Source organism: Mobilisporobacter senegalensis (assembly GCF_003752155.1).
GTDB lineage: Bacteria > Bacillota > Clostridia > Lachnospirales > Lachnospiraceae > Mobilisporobacter > Mobilisporobacter senegalensis.
This window is the reverse complement of the sequence record NZ_RJVG01000008.1, coordinates 55,883-76,344: the sequence shown is the minus strand read 5'-3', so window position 1 is coordinate 76,344 and position 20,462 is coordinate 55,883. Positions and strand designations below refer to the sequence as shown.

The window sequence follows — 20,462 nt, the reverse complement described above, 5'->3', positions numbered from 1 at the left end:
AATTAAGACCTTTATTAGTATTATCTGTAATTAATATTATACTCATAAATTTGAGAATGACAATACTATTCCTCCCTTAACCGCTCTACGATGCTATATTTCCTTACATAACGGTATGCTATGGATGGAACAAAAAAAACAATTGCCAGGAATACCGGTATAGTTTCTAAAAATGGCATCAAGGTAAACTGATAATTAAAACTTTCTGCCACGTTATTAAGAGCCCGCACTGCTGTAAGTGACAGAAAACTTCCTCCCGCCAAACTAATGGCAGCAGTGAATAAGATGTAATAGATACCTTCAAACAGTAACAGTTTTTTCAACTGGTCATTGGACAGTCCGATACTCTGAAGCATTGCAAATTCTCGCTTTCTTGATATTACACTGGTCAGCATGGTATTAATAAAATTAAGGATTCCCACAATGGCTATCACAAAGGCCAAAGCACAACCTATCAGAGTCAGGCCATTTACCATAGAAGCAAAATCATCCCTCAGGCTTTCTTTTGTCTGATAAGCCATACCAGGATCCGTCTGTGTTGTATAGGAATCCAGGAATTCAGTAAAAGCGGCTTCTTTCTCATCTTCAACCTGAAAGCTGGCAGCAAATGCTTCTGCCAATCCATCCATTTTTAACAATTCATTCTTAGATAAGATTGTTGTTAGAGCATTAAGAGAAAACCTTTTTTCTGTCATACCATAAGGAATATCCGCTACTGCCATAACTTCATATTTCTTCTGTCCGGTATAAATTAATTCCTGGGCGATTACATTTCCTTTATCATCCTTTATATCTTTATATTCCGGATTGGCACCAGTAAAATTAAGTGTAATGATATCACCGGGATGATAATAAGAATCTGCCTCATATAATAAAGGAGCTACTATTACATAATTTCCCGTCCGGAATTTTTCCAGATCCAGTGTACCTTCCAGTAATCTTAAATTCTTTAATAACACTTCGTCATAGGCATACCGCTGCTCTGAAATTGGCCTGTTATCCTTTAAAGTTTCTTCCAGTCTCATATCTCTGGCATCCAGTTTTTCTTCTTTGTAAAGTCTGGCAAACTGCTCATATCCCTCTTCTGTCAGAGTGTGGTCCATGGCACCTTTATTATGGTACAATAAATTTCCTTCCTCGACTCCATCCTGATGTAATGCATTCTGATAGAATTCCTCTGAGAGTTTTAAATCAGGTCTATAATTAATCATGCTGGAAGAGAAGATCATAGCATCGCCGGTTAGCATACTTTCCAGATATTCATCTAGGCTGAAACTTTTTGTGAGAGTAACAATTTCCGTCAAAAGAATTACACTTAAGGACAAAGAGAGAATTACGATCCCTGTTTTCTTCTTATTTCTGGCCAGATTGGTAAGAGCCATTCTGGATATTTTAGCACCTCTTGTAGTCCTCTTATTCTTAACCTTCATCTTAATGTCCCCTGTATATTTCAATGCCTCTATAGGGGATACGCTTCCAGCAATCCTGCTGGGTTTACGGCAGCTGATCCATACGGTGAAAAGGGAAAAGATTGTCCCGAAGAGAAATATGCAGGGATTTCCTTTCAAAACAAAACCGGTTACACTTATACCACCTGATAAATGTAAAATAACCGGCATAAATATTTTGCCAACCAGGAACCCCAAAAGCAGTCCTATGGGAATGCCCACCAGAGATAATACCATGGCCTGCCTGATTACCAGGGTCTTAATCTGCTTTTTAGTCGTACCGATTGTTTTCAATAAACCATAAAAGCGGATATCATTGAGTATGGATATATGAAATATGTTATATATGATCAGAAATCCCGTTAACACCATTACCAGGAACACAACTGCCAGCATGACCGCAGAAACCATATCAATGTCAGAAGCCTGCTCCGTCATATATGCCCAGTTAATTCCTATATGGGAATCATCCAGTTTCAGCCCGCTGTCAGCTAATACCTCCATCATATTCTTCTCAATATGCATAGAATTTTTAAACATGATATTAACCTGATAAAGGCCTGCTCCACTCCGATTGAGAGACTCTTCATTCTCTTTTCGTATTTCTTCGTCAGTCATTCCTTTTTTTAACTCATTTAGATATTCCTCTGAAACATATGCGGTACTTGCTCCTATTACCGGATCTCCCTGGTACCATCCTGAGAGTATGAATTGCTTATTATATTCTTTCCCTAAAAAATCAAACTCCAGAGCAACTTCTTCTCCAACTTTTCGTGGAATTTGCAGAAGATCAAGTGCAATGGTGTCCAATACAATTTCATTCTTTTTCTCCGGTAGTTTTCCGTCTTCTAATTTCATAAAACCGAATTTCAGATTATACGGCTGCACATAACGAATCTCCGTTTGTCTTTTCTCAAATTCTTTATTTGCTGCAATTCCTATAAAAACATCGTATCCGTAATCCTTAACCAGAGGATTCGCCGTCAGTATCTCATATTCCACCCGGGTAACTGATTTAAACCCTCCGTGTGCCTTTGTCCCGATCTGACGCATGGTCTGCTCCTCTGTCATCTGCAGCATGCCACTCCCAAGAGTAAAAAGGGCCGTAAAAAGCAAAGAAGTAAGGCCGATTGCCACCACTGCAAACAGGTTGCGCATACGGTTGTTCTTAAGACTTCTTCCGGATAATTTATGAATAATTTTTTTATTATTATTTTTCATATCTTACTCCTATCTGCGTGTTCTGCCACGCGTATAAATACTTATTCCTTATCTTCTTTCTATAATCCTGCCATCTTCGATATGTATGATTCTATCACAAAGCTGAGCCAACGCTTCATTATGTGTTATCATAACAATGGTCTGATTAAATTTCCGGCCGGTAGTTTTTAATAATCCCACCACTTCTGAAGAAGTCTTTGAATCCAGATTTCCCGTAGGTTCATCTGCCAGGATTATGGAAGGTTTTGCTGCCAGTGCCCTGGCTATTGCGACTCTCTGCTGCTGTCCTCCGGAAAGCTGATTTGGCTTATTGTATCTTTTATCCCCGATTCCCAGGGTTTTTAAAATATCTTCTACAAAGTCCGTATCAATATGGCTTCCATCCAGTTCCAAAGGCAGAACCACATTTTCATATACATTGATGATTGGGAGCAGATTATAATTTTGGAATACAAATCCGATATTCCGTCTTCGGAAAATAGTTAATTCATTCTCATTAAAATCAGAAAGCTCTTTATCTCTTACGGCAACATAGCCGCTGGTAGGGTAATCCAGTCCTCCCAGCATATGAAGTAAAGTTGATTTTCCGCTGCCGCTTGTCCCAACAATGGCTACAAATTCCCCCTCATATATTTCTATATCCACTCCATCTAATGCCTTCACTAAGTTGGGGGCTGTTCCATAATATTTTTTTAAATTCTTTGTTTTTAAAATGCACATAATACTCCTCCTTTATATTCTACTGCACATAATCCTTGGTTTTTAATGTTACTGGCTAAAGTGTACCAAAAATTTCTTACACCCTGATGACACTCCCAAAAAAAGTTCTTACAATTTTGTAAGAACCTGATAGCTGTATTATTTACTGTTTTGCAAAAAAACTGAAAATACACTTCCTCTTCCAACAGTAGAATCTACTGTTATATATCCACCTTCCTTTGCCAATATCAACTGAGCCAGATACAGTCCAAGTCCACTCCCTTCTGTTTCCCTGACTTGTTTCCCACGATAAAACCTCTTGAATATCTGGCTAAACTCCTCTTTAGAAATTCCTATTCCTTCATCTATTATCATAATCTTCGTATAAATTTCCATGGGCACTACCCTTACCAGTATTTTTGAATATTCTTTGGAATACTTAATTGCATTTTCAAAAATATTAACAAAGACCTCTTTTGTCCATTTCCTGCTATGTATCAGCTTACAGTCAGTAAAGTCTTCTACTTCAATCTCCATACGTTTTCTAGCTGTTGACCCATATACCAGACTGATACTTTCAGAAAGGGTTTCCCTTAATTCAATTGGAGCCGCATCGAACTCTATAATTCCAACTTCCAGTCTGGATATTTGTATGAGCATTTTGGTAAGCCATTCCATTTTGCTGTTCTGCTCGCTAACCTTCTTTATAAATTCCTGCTGTTCCTCTCTTGTCAGTCTTTCATCTTTTAATAATTCTATATACATGGACAGATTCGCCAGAGGAGTTTTCAACTGATGTGACAAGTCCGACAGCAAGGTTGCAACTTCATTCTTTTCTAACTTTGCACAATTCTTTTCATGCTCTGCACGTTCTATGACTGTCCTTAACTGCATCGTAATCTTAGATTCCCTTGTTTCAGCCACCTCTTTATCCAAATCTATATTTCCTGACAAACAGTTATTAATAATTTGACTTATTTTTTTTAATGTTCTATTTATGTAAATTCGGCTTACAAGTAATATTAATCCACAAAATAATGCCGCCAGCAAAACTACAATCCAAATTAGTTCCATACTGCCCTCCAATCCTACTGCATCAATTACTCTTCGCACCAGAGATATCCCATTCCATGTATTGTTTTAATATATTTCGGTTCAGATGGGTTATCTTCGATTTTTTTACGCAGCCTTCGGATATTTACAGGTAATGTATTTTCATCTACAAAATTTCGTTCTTTATCCCAAATGTCAGCCAGAATCTGCTCTTTTAACATTACCTGGTTTTTGTTCTCCATAAGAAAACAGAGTATCTTATATTCCGTAACACTGCAATCCACTTCATCTGTGGCCTTAAAAACTTTCATCGTCTTTTTGTTAATCCGGATATCCTTTGAGGTCAAAATCTCATTCTCTTCTTTCCTGGATTTCCTTCTTAGAACTGCATTTACTCTGGCATTTAATACAGATAGTGAAAATGGTTTTGCAATATAATCATCTGCCCCTGAATTCAATCCATTTACTTCATCGATCTCTAAATCCCTTGCTGTCAGTATGATAATAGGCATATCTGATTTTTCCCTAAGTTCCTTACATAACATAAGACCATCACCATCTGGCAGGTTCAGATCCATGATAACGAATTCAAAAGCCTGATTCTGTAATACTTTCCTTGCTTCATGAAGGCTATATGATTTTAAAACCCGGTATCCTTCTTTCTCATAAAAAAACGCAATGCCTCTATTTAGATCTTTGTCATCTTCTAATATTAATATTTGTTTCATCTGATCCTCTCCATAAAAATCAGTAGCCTATAAATTTTTAACATTATAATTTTCCATCACATGCTTTCTATTTCCTACAATTGTTCTCTCTTCGATTATAGAATAATATTGTAACATATTATACCATATAAATTTCATTATCAACCATATCTTGTAAATAACATTTATAAAAATATAACCTATTCAAAATATCTAAATATAATGAATAGGTTATATCATTAATCATTAATAAAATTTAATTTTATCAGGGATTATTATAAGAAGTACCTTTAATTTTTATAGCTATAACTATTAATTGATTTTAAAATTCCTTTTTCAAACCAAAGATAGGTAAATTTATTTTTTATTTCATATCCCCATTGTTCATAGGAAACTCCTCCAACATTGAATTTACTTACATAATCGGAAGAACCCCATGTTGTCTGCAGTACCTGTTTTTTTGTCATACCAATTGTAGGTTTTAATGCCAGATATACTTTTGAATTAGAGGAATATCGTTTTTGCTTGAATTTATTATATAAGGTAACTGTTACCTTTTGTCCTGGAACGGGATTTTTAACAGTAATTTTAAAGGTTTGCTTCTTAGCGGTTTTCAATACCTTTTTATAAGACTTACTTCCTATTTTTATTACAAGATAGTCTCCTTTGATACCTCCAGTCACTGAACCTGTTATTTTAGACGTATTTTTCAAAATTTCATCGTTAATAACTACTCCGCAGGATGGTCCAACTACAGTAATGTCTTTTGAATTGAAATATCCGGTATCTGAAGTACATTCTACTGTAATTTTTGTATTTATTTTCTGTGCCGGGATTTTTATTTTAAAATTCCCTTTGGAATCCGCTTGTCCCTGATATTTTTTATTTGACGCAGCCACCTGTATCTCTAGATTTGGTTCTGTTTTCCCTGTTATATATGTTGAGTTATAAGATACTTTATCTACTTTTAATTGGGGCGGACAATTAGCAATTTCAAATGTCTTTTCTGAAGTACGCCCTCCGCATCTATCAGTAACCAATATCGTTACTTTTGTACCAAAATCCTGTTTAGGATAAGTAACGGTAAAATTATGACCCGATACTGTTCCATCGTATGTTTTATCTCCAATTTTTGCAGCGACCGTAAAAATAGTTTCCTCTTTAATGATACCATACCGGTCATATGTAGTATCAGACTTAGTTGTTCCGGTAATCTGCGTTTGTTGAACATCCTTATCCTCTACAGTAATATTATAATTAATGTAGTAATCCATGGTATAAGTTTCACTGGCTGATCCTCCGTTTCCATCTGTTATGTCAACTGTGATTTTTGTCCCATATTTTTGCAAAGGATATTTCACTGTAAAGGTATAACCACGTTCACTTTTGTTTATCATTCCATCATATACGGTTCCGTTAATTGTGGCTGTAACTTTTAAATCAGCATAGGCGCCTTGACTATCATCTGTAGTTAAATAAAAAAAGGAACCAGTTAAATATTCCGGATAAATTCTGTCATTATTTTTATCTTGAAAGACAATATCCCCACCTGCGCTGGCTTTTACCTTTGGTATAAAACCTTTGCCGTATTACTAAAATCTATCTCCAGTTTTTAATCATATCAACAATATCACTGGCTTTAGGAGGACAGCCTTTTACATAACTGCCACAACCTGCAGTACAGTTTCCCACACCTGGTCCACTTAAAGTTTTCCCTTTATAGCCTTGTCCGATCTTTATTTTCTCATCTTTGATTCCCCCTGTTTTATCAAGCGCATAGATAAGTGCCGCATAGCAGGCGGAACAGGCACTGTCTGCTTCTATATACCCACTTAATCTTTTCACAGCACTGCTATGCTGTGTTATCGTCTTTGGACGATTCTCTGAATTTAGTTCTAATATATCTGTATCAATATCTGCATATTTACCTGCTCCATAATTTTTAGCAATTCGCAGGTATCCAATATCATCCGGTCCAAACCCCATTAGCTGGGCACCGTAAGAATCCAGCAATACAGGATCAAAACCAAGTATGATACGATTTGCTGTAACAGGATTTCCTCCTTCTTCAAAGGACAAGTCACCGCAGACAGAATCAATAATGTTTAATGATGGGCGAAGGACTGTACCTAGAACTGCTATGGGATTGTCAAGTCCCATCGTATGGAACCGTCTTTTTTCACTGTCTGGTATACAGCCTTTCAAATTCTTCAGGCAGCATGTCATTCCAGTCTGACAGTGTCCCTTAAGAACAGGCACATTGATCAGATAATCCACATTCAAGGCACTTTCACATACATTTAACAACACATTTTTATTTTTAATCTTCACAACCTTATCTTCCTTGGTATCAAGAAGTTTTACCCCATATTTTTCAGCCAGATCAGTATACCCGCAATTTTTAAAGGCTCGCTTCGTATTATCACCAATCCATGAACCTTCAAGTATAGTAATGTCATGAATCCCAAAAGCCTGTAAATATTTTATGATACCTTCCACTATTTCAGGATGGGTGGTAGCTCCGTCGTCCGCAGAACGTGATACGACCAGATTGGGTTTAATACCTACCTTCATAGTTGGATCCAGTTTATCTGCAACTTTTGCTGCATCCATCAATTCAAAGGTCATTTCCTGCAAATCAATACCATAGTTTATATAAATATCTGCCATATTAAACACCCCTTTTATCTAAATATTAACCATATATTGTTATAATCTATTTTATTACATAAAGTTTGTTTTTTCCATAAAAAAGAGAGTAGTTTTATCTACTCTTCTTCCTGATCCTATATTTCTGGCTCTGTATATGTACTGATATGATTTCTAATTGATATAATACAAACACATCAGATTATGTCACCTTGTATCTCCATACATAATTACTTTTTCGCATCTTCTGCTTTACTTATTTTCCATATACATAATCCATAAATTATTAAAATTCCTACCTGAATTGCAAGTATAATCAGTGCCATTGCATCAAGAGCATCTCCTGTGATACTGGCAATATAATCATGAGCAGCATGCCAGATAATGACTCCCCAGAGACTTTTGGTTATACTCACAATTTCAGCAAGTACAAATCCTACTAAAAACGCAAAAATCATCTGCAAAACAAGATATAATGGCTCTTTCCCATTTAGTACATTGATAAGATGAAGAACTCCAAATATGATAGAAGACCAAAGGATTGCTCTCTTTTTCCCTTTTGGTTCCAAAATCTTTAATGCAAGTCCTCTAAAATAAATTTCTTCATTGAAGCCAATTGCGATTGTAAAAAAGGCTAATATTATATATTGAACTGACGTAATCTCAGAGCTAAATCCTACCACAGCTAATGGAAGAATCTCTAAAGCTACTAAAGGAGCATACCACCATATTTTACTGATAGTTCCTTTTTCCCTTGTTCTAAATCCATAATCTCCAAGTTTAAATTGTGAATTCTTCATTATAACAATTCCAATAATAATTGAAATCATCAGGAAAATTGTAGTTACAATCATTTGATCATCACTATCTAATCCTATAATCTGAGGAACTGCTGCTCCTAATGCTGTTAAAAAAGTACATAATAGTCCGATAAGAAATGATCCAATATATGGATGATCCTTTACATAAGATTTTTTCATAAACTTTGTTCCTCCTCTTTTTTCAGCTTCATCAATAATCCCATAAACGAATTATTTAATAATCGTCTATTTTCTTCATCACTAAATCGACAGCTATTAGTAGCAATCATTGATGCGATGCCATGTGTTGTAAGCCATATACCTGTATATAACTCTCTGGCAGACTTTTTGCCAAGTCCGGTCCTTTGGCAGATCATGTCCAGCACTTCATCATCTCCCTCTGTTGTCCCTGCAATATCCATTATGCCTTGCTCCCGAAATGCATCCGACATAAATAATAATTTAAACAGGTTTTTCTCATCCTTTGCAAAATTAATATAGGCAAGTCCCATATTTAGAAACCCGTCCTCTCCATGTTCTACGGCATTTAACATTTGCTGATTATAAATATGCTCGACCATTTTATAAATTTCAGTTTTAAGTCCCTCCATAGAATGATATCCCCGGAATATAGGATGCACAGAACAGCCCATTTTCCTGGCCAGATTACGGGCATTTAGATTTTCAATTCCTTTTTCCCGAACTATATTAATTGCTGTATTAATAATCTCTTCTTTTGTGACCTTTTCTTTCGGTGGCATATTGGTCAACCTCCTATAAACTTTATATATAACATATGTTACCTAACGACTGTTACCTATTGTATTCCATAAACTCATTATTGTCAATAGATAAATAAAAAATAGGGAACTTAACTTACGTCCCCTACTTTTTATTATAATTACATATAATCATTTATTATTCGATTTAACTTATTGCCATTTTATCAAAAAGCTTTTATTCCAATCCCTTCCTCTTTCAACGTTCTATGGATCATTTTAACAAATTCCAGAGCTTTCTCTCCATCTCCATGAACACATACGGAATCTGCCTTTATTTCAATTTCCCTGCCATGAATTGATTTGACTTTCCCTTTCTTTATCATATCGATCACCCGGCTTATTGCCACTTCTTCCTCTTCTATAACTGCCCCCGGCCTGCTTCTTGGGACCAGGCTTCCATCATCCTCATATGCCCGGTCTGCAAAAATTTCCTGCTTAAAAGTAATCCCAACCATTTTCGCCGCCTTTTCCATCTGGCTGTTACTAAGCCCCAATAAGATAACATTGGAATCAATAGATGCAATCCCTTCACAAATTGCACAGGATAACTTATAATCCTGTGCTGCCATATTATAGAAAGCACCATGAGGTTTTACATGATATAATGGTATTCCTGCAGCGAGACAAAACCCTTTTAAGGCCCCCATCTGATACATTGTATAGGTCCTTGCTTCCTCAAATGAAAGGCTCATATTTCTTCGTCCAAAACCAAGTAAATCCGGAAATCCAGTATGGGCGCCAATATGTACATTATTTGCTTTTGCATTTTGCACTGTCTTCTCAATAATGACCGGATCAGATGCATGATACCCGCAGGCAATATTTGCAGATGATATATATGGAAGTATATCTTCGTCCATACCAAGGGTATATCTTCCAAAACTTTCCCCTAAATCGCAGTTTAAATCTATCTGATACATTTATCCACTCCCTTAAAATTTCAATTCCACATTCTTTACATCGGTAATAAACATATGCCCTGGTGCATGTGTAATAGCAAATGGTGGTCTTGATGCCATAAGTGCTGCCTGAGGCGTAACTCCACAAGGCCAGAATACCGGTATTTCATCTTCTTTTATCGTCACCGGGTCTCCAAAATCAGGCCTGTCAATTCTTTTTATCCCAATTACTTCCGGACTTCCAATATGTATGGGTGCACCATGTACTTTAGGCATTCCTGCGGTAACTGAAACTGCTCTTGGCACATCTTTAAATGGAATAGGCCTCATGCTTACCACCACATTACCAGAAAATATACCCGCTTTTTCACAGGGAATATTCGTCATATACATAGGAACATTACACTGCTCCTCAATATGCCTCACTGTTATATTTGCCTCAAGAAGTTCCTCCTCAAAAGAAAAACTGCATCCAATCAAAAAACTTATAAAATCAGGTCTCCAAAATTTTTCAATATCTGTATATTCGCCGGTTAATTCTCCATATTCATAAACTCTGTATTTGGGAAGATCAGTAGCAATATCCCCATCCCCAGCCATATATCTAACCATTCTCTCACCTTCATCCATAACTTCCAGTATAGGACATGCCTTAGGATTTCTCTGAGCAAACAACAGAAAGTCATAGGCAAGCTCTTTTGGCAGGATTACCAGATTGGCCTGGGCATAACCGCCGCACATACCTGCTGTAGGAGTTGTGATTTCACCTTTTCTGATAAGCCTTCTGACTTCAAGAGGACTATAAGTTCTGTACTCCATAGCATTTACCTCCGTTATACCGCCTTGTACCTGTTTATTATCATAATCGATTTATTCTTTTTTGAAATTTTATTGTATTCTTACAATATTTCTTATAAATCTTATGTGCTTCCGCAAGTGTTATACTTTGAAATCTAATTTCATCTCCCGGTTTGCATTGGGCAATGATTGGAATATCTGAAGAAATCACTGTACCGATTTTTGCATAACCACCTGTTGTTTGTCTGTCAGAAAGCATAATAATTGGCTGTCCATTGGACGAAACCTGAATGGAACCCAAGGAAATTCCGTCAGATATAATATCTGTAGGCTGCTTACTGGAAATAACCGGACCAGTAAGTTTACAAGCCATCCTGTTAGAATCATTGGTCAGTTTGTAAATACTTGTTTGAAAAGTATCAATCCCTTCCTTGGTGAAATAATCGTCCTGAGGCCCCATCACTACTCTGATAGTTCCTGGCAGAGTATCTGCCTCTCTTTGTTTATAAATACGTTTTTCCATTCCTGACATATTTTTTACGGGTTTCATAAATAATATTTCATCATTTGCTTTCAAGGGCCTTCCATAAAATCCACCAATGGTACAATTCATATTGGTGGATTTACTGCCAAAGCATTCTGTAATATCAAGACCTCCCGAAAAAGAAATATAGCTTCGGCATCCGGCTGCTGCAAATCCCAGTGTCAAATTCTCTCCGGCCCTCACAATGATAGCTGTATTCATAGGAATGTCTTTGTCATCCACTTTAGGATTCATATTTGCACCTGTAACAGCAACCACATTATCTCTGGTGAAATGAATTGTGGGCCCAAAGAGAGTACATTCTAACACACCTTCTCCCATTTTGTTTCCGACTAAAATATTAGCAACTTCCATAGCCCCAGCATCTACCGCTCCTGATGGCGGGATTCCTATTTCACCATATCCTGTTCTTCCATAATCCTGTATGGTGGTCAATGCTCCTGGAGATATTATCTGAATACTCATATTAATCACCCTCCATGATTATTTTGCACTGATACTTTCCCTCCTGAATCAGTTGCTCGATATCCACAAATTCATTTTCATTAATAGGTCGAAAATGAATATAGTCCCCTGCCTGATAAAAAGTTGGATCTTTTCGTTCACTGTCATAAAGCTTTAATGGTGTTCTTCCGATAAGCCTCCATCCACCTGGAGAAGAGATTGGATAAACACCTGTCTGTTCACCGCCTATTCCAACAGAACCTGCGGGTATCGTTGTTCTTGGATTAGGTAATCTTGGACACTCTAACCTCTTATCAAGTCCTCCCAAATAAGGAAATCCGGGTAAAAATCCTAACATATAAATTAAATAATCCACACCGGAATGGATTGTTATTACTTCCGTTTCACTCATCCCCACATGTCTGGCAACATCCACCAGATCTTCACCGTACTGACCCCCGTAACATACTGGAATTTCAATAATTCTCTTTGTCTTTGCTTTTGCATCCCCATTCTCCACTGAAAAAGATTTAATATATTTACAAAGTTTTTTATATTTAATTTTTGAAGGATCATAATATACCAATAAGGAACGAAAGGTAGGCACTGTCTCCACAATTCCTGTTATTTTCTTCTCTCTAAGGCTTTGATTCAACTGTCTGACCTTATTATTACAAACCATACTGATTTCATTTCCAAATTCTACAACGAGTGATAAATCCCCTGCCGGTAATATACGAATTTCAGACATGGTTCCCTCCATTCTACCGCTATTGGCGGTGCATATTCTCTTTACCCCTTATTCTGAAAAAATCCTTTTGCTAAAACATTTTCATACCAGTGATCTGATTTCCCCTCATACTTAATTGCATATCCTGCACACTGGCGCATAAGTTCCACAATATTCACATTCATTTTTGTATTGAATCCATCAATTCCCGGAATGAGGGAACCTGTCATATCTACTATCCCGCTTCTTGTTGCAACACGCATTACTTCCATTTCCATATCTCCCTTATGAAAAATATTCAGATCTTTTTTAAGATATGCGATTGCAGCCATTAATCCATAACATCCCCAATCAGATACGGTTGCTGTAATAATATTGTCAGCCTTCGTTGCTGCCAAAATACCCCCATGACAATCACATTTACACTGATTTTTTGCTGCATAAGGAACATATTTTTTGATATGCTCTCCTATCGTCCCCATTCCCATCTCATTTCCTAGATCCCCAATTGCAATATTTAAAACACCTCTATCTTTTAACTTCCTAAATAAAATATCTGTTTTTGCTTCAAGTACGGTTACATTCACACCAACTGCATTATGATACTCCCCACACTCATTTGCTCCCGGTGCCTCAATCGCAATTACTGCCTTGGGCAGTACCTTTGAAATAATCTGCTCTGCCTGTTCTTCTGCCATATTCTGATCTTTCGTAAAAGGAATGACTCCCATGGAAATTGGAAACTCACTTACTTTATCCAAATCTTCATAGCAATGAAGCCCAACAACACTTGCACATTTCTTTACAGCCTCAATATTATCCTGGGGGCAGATAATAACCGGGTTAGCATCAAATCCATGAACTATGGAACGAGCCAGCAGCATTGAACTTACGATCCCATCCATCTCCGGTGCTTTATGAGGAAGCAAGATAAATCCTGTAATAATGAATACAAAATCACCTGATTTTACATTCTCGACTAGTTTCTTCGCCGAATGCATAGTAAGGGGTTCTCCTGTATACGCCCTGCTTCCCCCATACAAAATACGGCAGACCCCATAACCTCTGGGGTCTAAGTTCATAAGTGAATCCAGGTTTTCCCCAATGTTATATATTGTCAGTTCCTCATTAGACATGGAATGTTATTCCTCCTTTTGCTTAGTGGCAATCAAATATTCATCCATAAGTGCCTCTTGCAATTTATGAAGAAGTTCCGGTGCTTTTCCTCCCACCGTCTGTCCATCTATTTTACAAGCTGACAGACAGAAATTACTTGAAGAACTTACAATCACCTCGTCCGCCTCCATCATGTCATTTACAGTAAAAATTGTTTCATCTACCGGAATCCCTAGTTTTTTACTCATTCTGATCAAATGAGCTCTTCCAATACCCGGCAGAATATAATGATCTGCCGGAGGTGTTATAAATTTACCATCTTTAATGATATGTACATTACTATGGGCACACTCTGTTACTCTGTCCCCACGATGGAAAACAACCTCATCACAACCAGCAAATGCAGCTTTTTGTGCAGCCATAACATTAGGTATTAAATTAAGTGTCTTTATATTGCAATGCAAAAATCTTGTGTCCTCTACCGTAATAAGTTTTAACAGCTTTTTAGGATCACCAATTTGCGTCGGTCTTATCATGATCCATAATTTTGCCTTCTCATCAGGAAATGCATGACTTCTGGGTGCCACCGCCCTGGTCACCTGCCAGTAGACAAAAAGCTGATCACCATCTACATTGCGAACCATTTCTTTTAAAATTTCTTTCAGTTCATCCTTTGTGTGAGGAATTTTTATTTCCAGTAATCCTGCACTGTTATAAAATCGTTCAATATGTTCCTCCAAATTAAATATAATATGATTGCCTGCGCAAGTAGCATCATACACTCCATCGCCGTAATAATGGACTCTGTCATCGAATGGTACCATCATATTTTCGATTAAATCATATTTACCATCATAGTAACCTAAATTTTTCATTTTTCTACTCCTGATTTTTGTATTTTATTTACTATTCTCCATTCTAAACGAAACGTAATTTTTAATCAACTCAACTGTCTTCTTATATCCAAGTCTGCCTGTATTAATACATAAATCATAATTTTCAGGTTCCCTCCATTTTTTACCTGTATGATAACTATAGTACTCGCTCCTGAATTTATTGGTTTTTGCAATACGTCTTTTTGCTTCTTTCCTGCCGCAGACAAGTCTCTCCATCTCATGCTGTATACAAACTTCTTCATCCGCTGTAAGAAAGATAGAAATCATATTTTTTGTGTCTTTTAGAATATGGTCACCACATCTGCCAATTACAATATAAGACTGTATCTGGGCAAGCTCCTTAAGGACTTTTGCCTGATAATTGAAAAGATTAATATCTGAGGTGAAATTATCACTTTCCGGAGGAATTAGCTCTCCATTGTAAATTTTTTTTGAAACACGATATAAAATTGTATTTTTTACTGCTTCATCTGCATTATAAAACAAAGCTTCATCAATTCCACTGTCTTCCGAAGCCATCTGCAAAAGTTTTCTATCATATAAAGCAATCTGATATTCATCTGCCAACATGTTGCTAATGGTTGTTGCACCACTGCCACAGGTTCTCGTGATAGCAATTACAAAATGTTCCATACTATTTCCCTCCATATTATTTTTCTTGACTATTGTCCCAGATAAGCCTTACGGATTCTGTCATCTTCAAATAAGTCACTGGCTTTCCCACTAATGGTAATATTACCTGTTTCCAATACATAAGCTCTGTCTGCTATACTAAGAGCCATTTTTGCATTCTGCTCCACCAGTAATATTGTGATTCCTATTTCATGGCAATATTTAATAATACTAAAAATCTCTTTTACTAGTATGGGAGAGAGTCCCATAGAAGGTTCATCAAGCAACAGTATTTTAGGTTCTCCCATTAAAGCCCTGCCCATGGCAAGCATTTGCTGTTCACCTCCTGATAAGGTTCCAGCTAATTGCTTATATCTTTCCTTTAATCTTGGAAAACGTTCGAAAACTTTTTCTATATTTTTCCCCATATCATATTTATCTTTTTTCTTGGAATATGCACCCATCTCCAGATTTTCCATAACTGTCATATCTCTGAAAATATGCCTTCCTTCCGGAACATGGCAGATTCCATATTTGATTAATTTACTGGCATCTGTTGTACACAAATCCAGGTCATCATAGGTCATTGTTCCGCTTTTTGCATCTTTCAGTCCGGTGACTGTATGTAAAATTGTGGTTTTTCCTGCACCATTTGCACCAATCAGCGAGACAATCTCACCATCTTTGACCTCTAAGCTTGCATTGTGAATGGCATGTACAGCACCATATGAAACATTCAAATCTTTAATTGATAACATACGTACTCTTCCTCCTATTCATCCTCTTTTCCAAGATACGCCTCAATCACCTTCGGGTTATTTGCAATCTCTGCCGGTGTACCAAATGCAATCGTTACCCCATAATCTATGACCTGGATCTTCTCACATATTTTCATGACCAGGCTCATGTCATGTTCAATAAGCAGTACAGAGATATTGAATTTGGTGCGTATCACATTAATGATATCCAGTAGTTCTGCTGTTTCAGTAGGATTCATACCTGCGGCGGGTTCATCTAATAATAATAATTTCATGCCGGTTGCAAGAGCCCTTGCAATCTCCAGTCTTCTTTGTTGTCCATAGGGCAGGTTCTCTGCTATAAAATCAGCTTTATCTCCAAGATTTACTACTTCAAGAAGTTCTTTTGCTTTTATGTTTACCTCTGATTCTTCCTTCCAATAACTTGGCAGGCGGAAAATTGCAGAACCAAGAGAATATTTCATGCTCATATTCATGGCAACCTTTACATTTTCCAGGGCTGTCATCTTTTTGAAGAGACGTATATTTTGAAAAGTTCTTGCAATACCTGCCTGTACCATCTGATGTGTCTTTTTCCCATTCATTTTCTCACCATTTAGAAAAATTGCACCTTCTGTAGGCTCATATACCCCGGTCAGCAAATTGAATACTGTGGTTTTTCCTGCACCATTGGGACCAATCAAACCATACAGTTCACTTTTCCCTATTTCAATATTGAAATCATTTACTGCCTTAAGTCCTCCAAAAGCAATTCCTAAATGGGCTACTTTTAATACTGATTGCTCTGCCTTATTCATCTGCTGCTCCTCCTTTCCCTTTTTCTTTCTTATGAAATAATCTGGAAAGTGCACCTGTTAATGAGAATTCATAAGTTCCAAAAATCCCGCTTGGCTTGAATATCATAACCAATAGTAATACAACAGAATATGCAAGCATACGGTAATTAGAAAAATCTCTCATTAGCTCAGGTAATGCTGATAAGAAGATAGCTCCCATAATTGAACCAGTTAATGACCCTGTACCACCGATAATAACCTCTGTTAAGAATTCTGCAGAATACATAAAGCTAAAGTTCGTAGGTATCATAGCTGTCATATAATGAGCATACATTGCCCCGGCTACTCCCGCAAAAAAAGCAGAAATCGTAAATGTCAATACTTTATAAAAAGTAACATTGATTCCGCTTGCAGCAGAAGCTATGTAATCTTCACGGATAGCAATCACCGTTCGTCCAAATCTCGAGCGGACATACATATACATAAATGTTACACAAATTACCATGACCCAGAAACACCATGAAAATTTAGAAAGTTTTGTGATACCGCTCATTGTCCTTCCCCCGCCGGTAATGGCAAAGTTAGTAAATGCAACTCTAATGATTTCTGCAAATGCAATAGTAACAATTGCAAGATAATCCCCCCGAAGTCTTAGTGCCGGTATCCCTACTAAAGTTCCTGTAATTGCCGCTGCAAAACCACCTACGATTAAAGCGATTACAAAAAGTATAATATCTGGGATTCCCTTATCCACGAGCATATTTGTTATGATTGCCGAACTATAAGCCCCCACGGACATAAAACCTGCATGGCCAAGAGAAAATTCTCCCATGAATCCTGTTAATAAGTTAAGGGATGCTACCATAATAATCGTATAACATGCCGTTGTGAGAATCCCCTTGACATAGTTGGTACTGGTTCCTAATATCCCAGAATTAAAAAGTATCATTAATAAGGAGAATAGTATGCAGATTCCTATAAAATTAATTATGTAGGCCCATTTTTTATTTTGTATTTTATTCATTTTACCACCTACACCTTCTCGCCAATATTTTTACCAAGAATACCAGTTGGTTTTACAATTAAAACGATGATCAAGAGGCTATATGTAATGGCTTCATACCAACTTGGTGCCACATATACTTTAACCAATATCTCAACTAAACCAACGATCAACCCACCGATCATAGCTCCCGGAATACTGCCGATACCGCCAAGAACAGCTGCAATAAAGGCTTTTAGTCCCATCATGCTCCCCATGTCCGTAGTGGCTCTTGGATAGGTACTGCAATACATAAGTGCTGCTACAGCTGCCAGTGCGGAACCAATTGCAAACGTAATCGTAATAATATTATTTACTTTAATCCCCATTAATGTAGCCGCCTGTTTATCTTGGGGAACAGCTCTCATTCCTTTTCCCAGTTTTGTATACTTAACAAATAATTGAAGGGCAATCATGATAACAAGACCGATTCCGAGGGTAATTAAATACTTTACCTGCAATTTTGCTCCAAGAAAATTAAGAGCCGGGAGATTAAAAATAGCAGTTACTGATTTAGGATTTGCCCCAAATACTACCATTGCTAAATTCTCCAGGAAAAGACTCATTGCAAGCGCAGTGATCAATGCTGTCATGGAACCGGCTTTTCGTACTGGTCTATAAGCAATAACTTCAACTGAGACTCCAACAATAATACAAACTCCAATTGCAATGAACACTGCCATCCACGGCGGCATACCCGTTCTGATCATCAATGGTATCGTATAGAACAAGGTATAACTCCCAACCATGATAAAATCACCATGTGCAAAGTTAATCATACGGATTATCCCATAGACCATAGTATAACCAAGAGCAATTAATGCATAGATTGCTCCCTGATTCAAACCATTAACTAAACTTTGAATAAATAATGCCATGCCAACACCTATCTTTCTGAATATATTTATAACATACGACACAGAAATTCCTCCTGTGCCGTAGTATTTTATATACACTATTCAATCAACAAAAGTTCATGGTTCTAAAGTCTGTAACCACTTAACCTTACCATTTTCATATGTATTAATTACCACATTCTTCACTGCGTTACGATTCTCATCCATTGTAAAAGTACCACCAACTCCGGTAAATGTCATGCCGGTCATACCTTTTACCAGAGAAGCTGTATCCGTTCCGCCACCATTTTTAGCTGCTTCTACTAACATATACATTGCATCGTAATAAAGTGCCGCACAGGCATTTAATGTATCTGTACCGTAATTTTCAGTATATTTTGAAACAAACGCCTGGACAGCTGGTGCAGTATCTTCTGATGAATAATGATTTGTAAAATAACAATTTTCAAAATATGTTTCAAGGCCGGTTGTATCTGTACCATCCCAGCCGTCACCACCCATGATGACACCTTCATACCCGGCATCTCTTATCTGCTGTATAATCAATGGAACTGTATCAAGAAAAGCAGGATAAAATACAAAATCTGCACCTGAGGCAACTGCCTGTGAAGCCTGAGCTGTAAAGTCTGTATCCTTTGTTGTACATTCACCGGTATATACGATCTCAATGCCATTTGCCGTAGCATTCTCAACAAATGCATCCTTAAGTCCATTAGAGTAATCATCATCTTTTGCATAAATAATTGCTGCTTTTTTAACTCCCTGCTCCTTTGCAAATTGTGCCGCCATCTTACCTTGATATGGATCTATGAAACAATCTCTAAATATGGTAGGTCCAACTTCCGTTACTTTTTTGTTTGTTGCCCCTGCAGCAAGTAATAGCATTTCCTGCTCTGTAGCAAGTTCAGCCATAGGCAATGTTACTGATGAGAAGAATGCCCCGACAATTGCTTCCGGCTTTTCAGGCTCCAAACTATTATAAGCATTCACAGCTTGTTTGGAATCCCCCGCATCATCTACTACCTTACCGCCATTTACAATCTCAATTTTAATCTCGCTGTCGCTGGAATTGATTTCTTCTGCTGCCATGGCAATGGCATTCTGTGCACCTTGACCATAAACAGCGCTGCCGCCTGTGAGTGTGGAAATAACACCGATACGTACAATGTTGTCTTCTTCACCTGTCCCTGTCTGAGAAGTAGTTTCAGTACCGGCTGTATTCGATGAACTCTCCGAGTCGTTTGTACTACCGCATCCTCCTAATAAAGTTCCAACCATTACACTTACAAGTATTAAAGATAATAACTTTTTTCTCATAAATTCTCCTCCTTTAAATTTTAATATAAAAAGGCTTCAGCCCTTATTAACGATTATCGTTCAATAAATCATTAATATGGGTTGAAACCTCTTCGTTTCCATCTCGTCTTCAACTATCTTAAAATAAGATATGCTGAACCTGGATGTTAAACATTCAATCATTTGAAAGTCAGATTTGAATATCAATTATGGTTGATACTATAGCACCCCCATTTAAAGAATGCAAGTAAAAAATATAAAATATACATTTGAAAGAAATATAAATTTTAAACTTTAAAAAATGATGGAATTTCTCTTTTATTTTAAAATTATTT

The 20,462-nt window shown here is 37.1% G+C and carries 20 protein-coding genes; all 20 read right to left on the bottom strand.

Annotated elements, in window-relative coordinates; all coding sequences use genetic code 11:
• Positions 1-65: 65 nt before the first annotated feature.
• The 20 genes from EDD66_RS13210 to EDD66_RS13115 all read right to left on the bottom strand — a co-directional run bounded on the left by EDD66_RS13210 (position 66) and on the right by EDD66_RS13115 (position 20,148).
• Positions 66-2,669, bottom strand: a complete 2,604-nt coding sequence (locus EDD66_RS13210) for an ABC transporter permease (RefSeq protein ID WP_123610064.1) — start codon at positions 2,667-2,669, stop codon at positions 66-68.
• 48 nt (positions 2,670-2,717) lie between these two features.
• A complete protein-coding gene (locus tag EDD66_RS13205) occupies positions 2,718-3,389 on the bottom strand; it encodes an ABC transporter ATP-binding protein (RefSeq protein ID WP_123610063.1) in 672 nt (223 codons plus the stop codon).
• 138 nt (positions 3,390-3,527) lie between these two features.
• The gene (locus EDD66_RS13200; protein WP_123610062.1) at positions 3,528-4,442 is read right to left on the bottom strand and encodes a sensor histidine kinase; all 915 of its coding nucleotides are present in this window, start codon (positions 4,440-4,442) and stop codon (positions 3,528-3,530) included.
• Between the two features lie 26 nt (positions 4,443-4,468).
• Positions 4,469-5,149: a response regulator transcription factor gene (locus EDD66_RS13195; RefSeq protein ID WP_123610061.1), complete on the bottom strand. Its 681-nt coding sequence runs from the start codon at positions 5,147-5,149 to the stop codon at positions 4,469-4,471.
• A 269-nt stretch (positions 5,150-5,418) separates the two neighbouring features.
• Complete coding sequence (locus EDD66_RS13190) at positions 5,419-6,525, bottom strand: Ig-like domain-containing protein (RefSeq protein ID WP_123610060.1); 1,107 nt, start codon at positions 6,523-6,525, stop codon at positions 5,419-5,421.
• Between the two features lie 202 nt (positions 6,526-6,727).
• Complete coding sequence (locus EDD66_RS13185) at positions 6,728-7,798, bottom strand: DUF362 domain-containing protein (RefSeq protein WP_123610059.1); 1,071 nt, start codon at positions 7,796-7,798, stop codon at positions 6,728-6,730.
• 209 nt (positions 7,799-8,007) lie between these two features.
• Positions 8,008-8,757, bottom strand: a complete 750-nt coding sequence (locus tag EDD66_RS13180; RefSeq protein WP_123610058.1) for a CPBP family intramembrane glutamic endopeptidase — start codon at positions 8,755-8,757, stop codon at positions 8,008-8,010.
• Positions 8,754-9,338 (bottom strand): TetR/AcrR family transcriptional regulator, encoded by a 585-nt coding sequence (locus EDD66_RS13175; RefSeq protein ID WP_123610057.1) that lies wholly within the window; start codon positions 9,336-9,338, stop codon positions 8,754-8,756. Before EDD66_RS13175 ends, EDD66_RS13180 begins: the two co-directional genes overlap by 4 nt.
• Before the next feature lie 185 nt (positions 9,339-9,523).
• Positions 9,524-10,279, bottom strand: a complete 756-nt coding sequence (locus tag EDD66_RS13170) for a LamB/YcsF family protein (protein WP_123610056.1) — start codon at positions 10,277-10,279, stop codon at positions 9,524-9,526.
• A 12-nt stretch (positions 10,280-10,291) separates the two neighbouring features.
• The gene (locus EDD66_RS13165) at positions 10,292-11,077 is read right to left on the bottom strand and encodes a putative hydro-lyase (RefSeq protein WP_123610055.1); all 786 of its coding nucleotides are present in this window, start codon (positions 11,075-11,077) and stop codon (positions 10,292-10,294) included.
• A 40-nt stretch (positions 11,078-11,117) separates the two neighbouring features.
• On the bottom strand, positions 11,118-12,065 hold the full coding sequence (locus EDD66_RS13160; RefSeq protein WP_123610054.1) for a 5-oxoprolinase subunit C family protein: 948 nt from the start codon (positions 12,063-12,065) through the stop codon (positions 11,118-11,120).
• Between the two features lies 1 nt (position 12,066).
• Positions 12,067-12,795, bottom strand: a complete 729-nt coding sequence (gene pxpB / locus EDD66_RS13155) for a 5-oxoprolinase subunit PxpB (RefSeq protein ID WP_123610053.1) — start codon at positions 12,793-12,795, stop codon at positions 12,067-12,069.
• Between the two features lie 41 nt (positions 12,796-12,836).
• Positions 12,837-13,910: a DUF4392 domain-containing protein gene (locus tag EDD66_RS13150; RefSeq protein ID WP_123610052.1), complete on the bottom strand. Its 1,074-nt coding sequence runs from the start codon at positions 13,908-13,910 to the stop codon at positions 12,837-12,839.
• A 6-nt stretch (positions 13,911-13,916) separates the two neighbouring features.
• Positions 13,917-14,765, bottom strand: coding sequence for an aminotransferase class IV (locus EDD66_RS13145; protein ID WP_123610051.1), 849 nt, complete (start codon positions 14,763-14,765; stop codon positions 13,917-13,919).
• Between the two features lie 24 nt (positions 14,766-14,789).
• Positions 14,790-15,419: a cytidylate kinase-like family protein gene (locus EDD66_RS13140; RefSeq protein ID WP_123610050.1), complete on the bottom strand. Its 630-nt coding sequence runs from the start codon at positions 15,417-15,419 to the stop codon at positions 14,790-14,792.
• Between the two features lie 29 nt (positions 15,420-15,448).
• A complete protein-coding gene (locus EDD66_RS13135; RefSeq protein WP_123610049.1) occupies positions 15,449-16,156 on the bottom strand; it encodes an ABC transporter ATP-binding protein in 708 nt (235 codons plus the stop codon).
• Positions 16,157-16,170: 14 nt separating this feature from the next.
• On the bottom strand, positions 16,171-16,953 hold the full coding sequence (locus EDD66_RS13130) for an ABC transporter ATP-binding protein (protein WP_123610048.1): 783 nt from the start codon (positions 16,951-16,953) through the stop codon (positions 16,171-16,173).
• Positions 16,946-17,956 (bottom strand): branched-chain amino acid ABC transporter permease, encoded by a 1,011-nt coding sequence (locus EDD66_RS13125; RefSeq protein WP_123610047.1) that lies wholly within the window; start codon positions 17,954-17,956, stop codon positions 16,946-16,948. The genes EDD66_RS13130 and EDD66_RS13125 overlap by 8 nt, the downstream gene beginning before the upstream one ends.
• Before the next feature lie 8 nt (positions 17,957-17,964).
• Positions 17,965-18,852, bottom strand: a complete 888-nt coding sequence (locus EDD66_RS13120) for a branched-chain amino acid ABC transporter permease (protein ID WP_170164360.1) — start codon at positions 18,850-18,852, stop codon at positions 17,965-17,967.
• Between the two features lie 96 nt (positions 18,853-18,948).
• The gene (locus EDD66_RS13115) at positions 18,949-20,148 is read right to left on the bottom strand and encodes an ABC transporter substrate-binding protein (protein WP_123610046.1); all 1,200 of its coding nucleotides are present in this window, start codon (positions 20,146-20,148) and stop codon (positions 18,949-18,951) included.
• Positions 20,149-20,462: the final 314 nt, after the last annotated feature.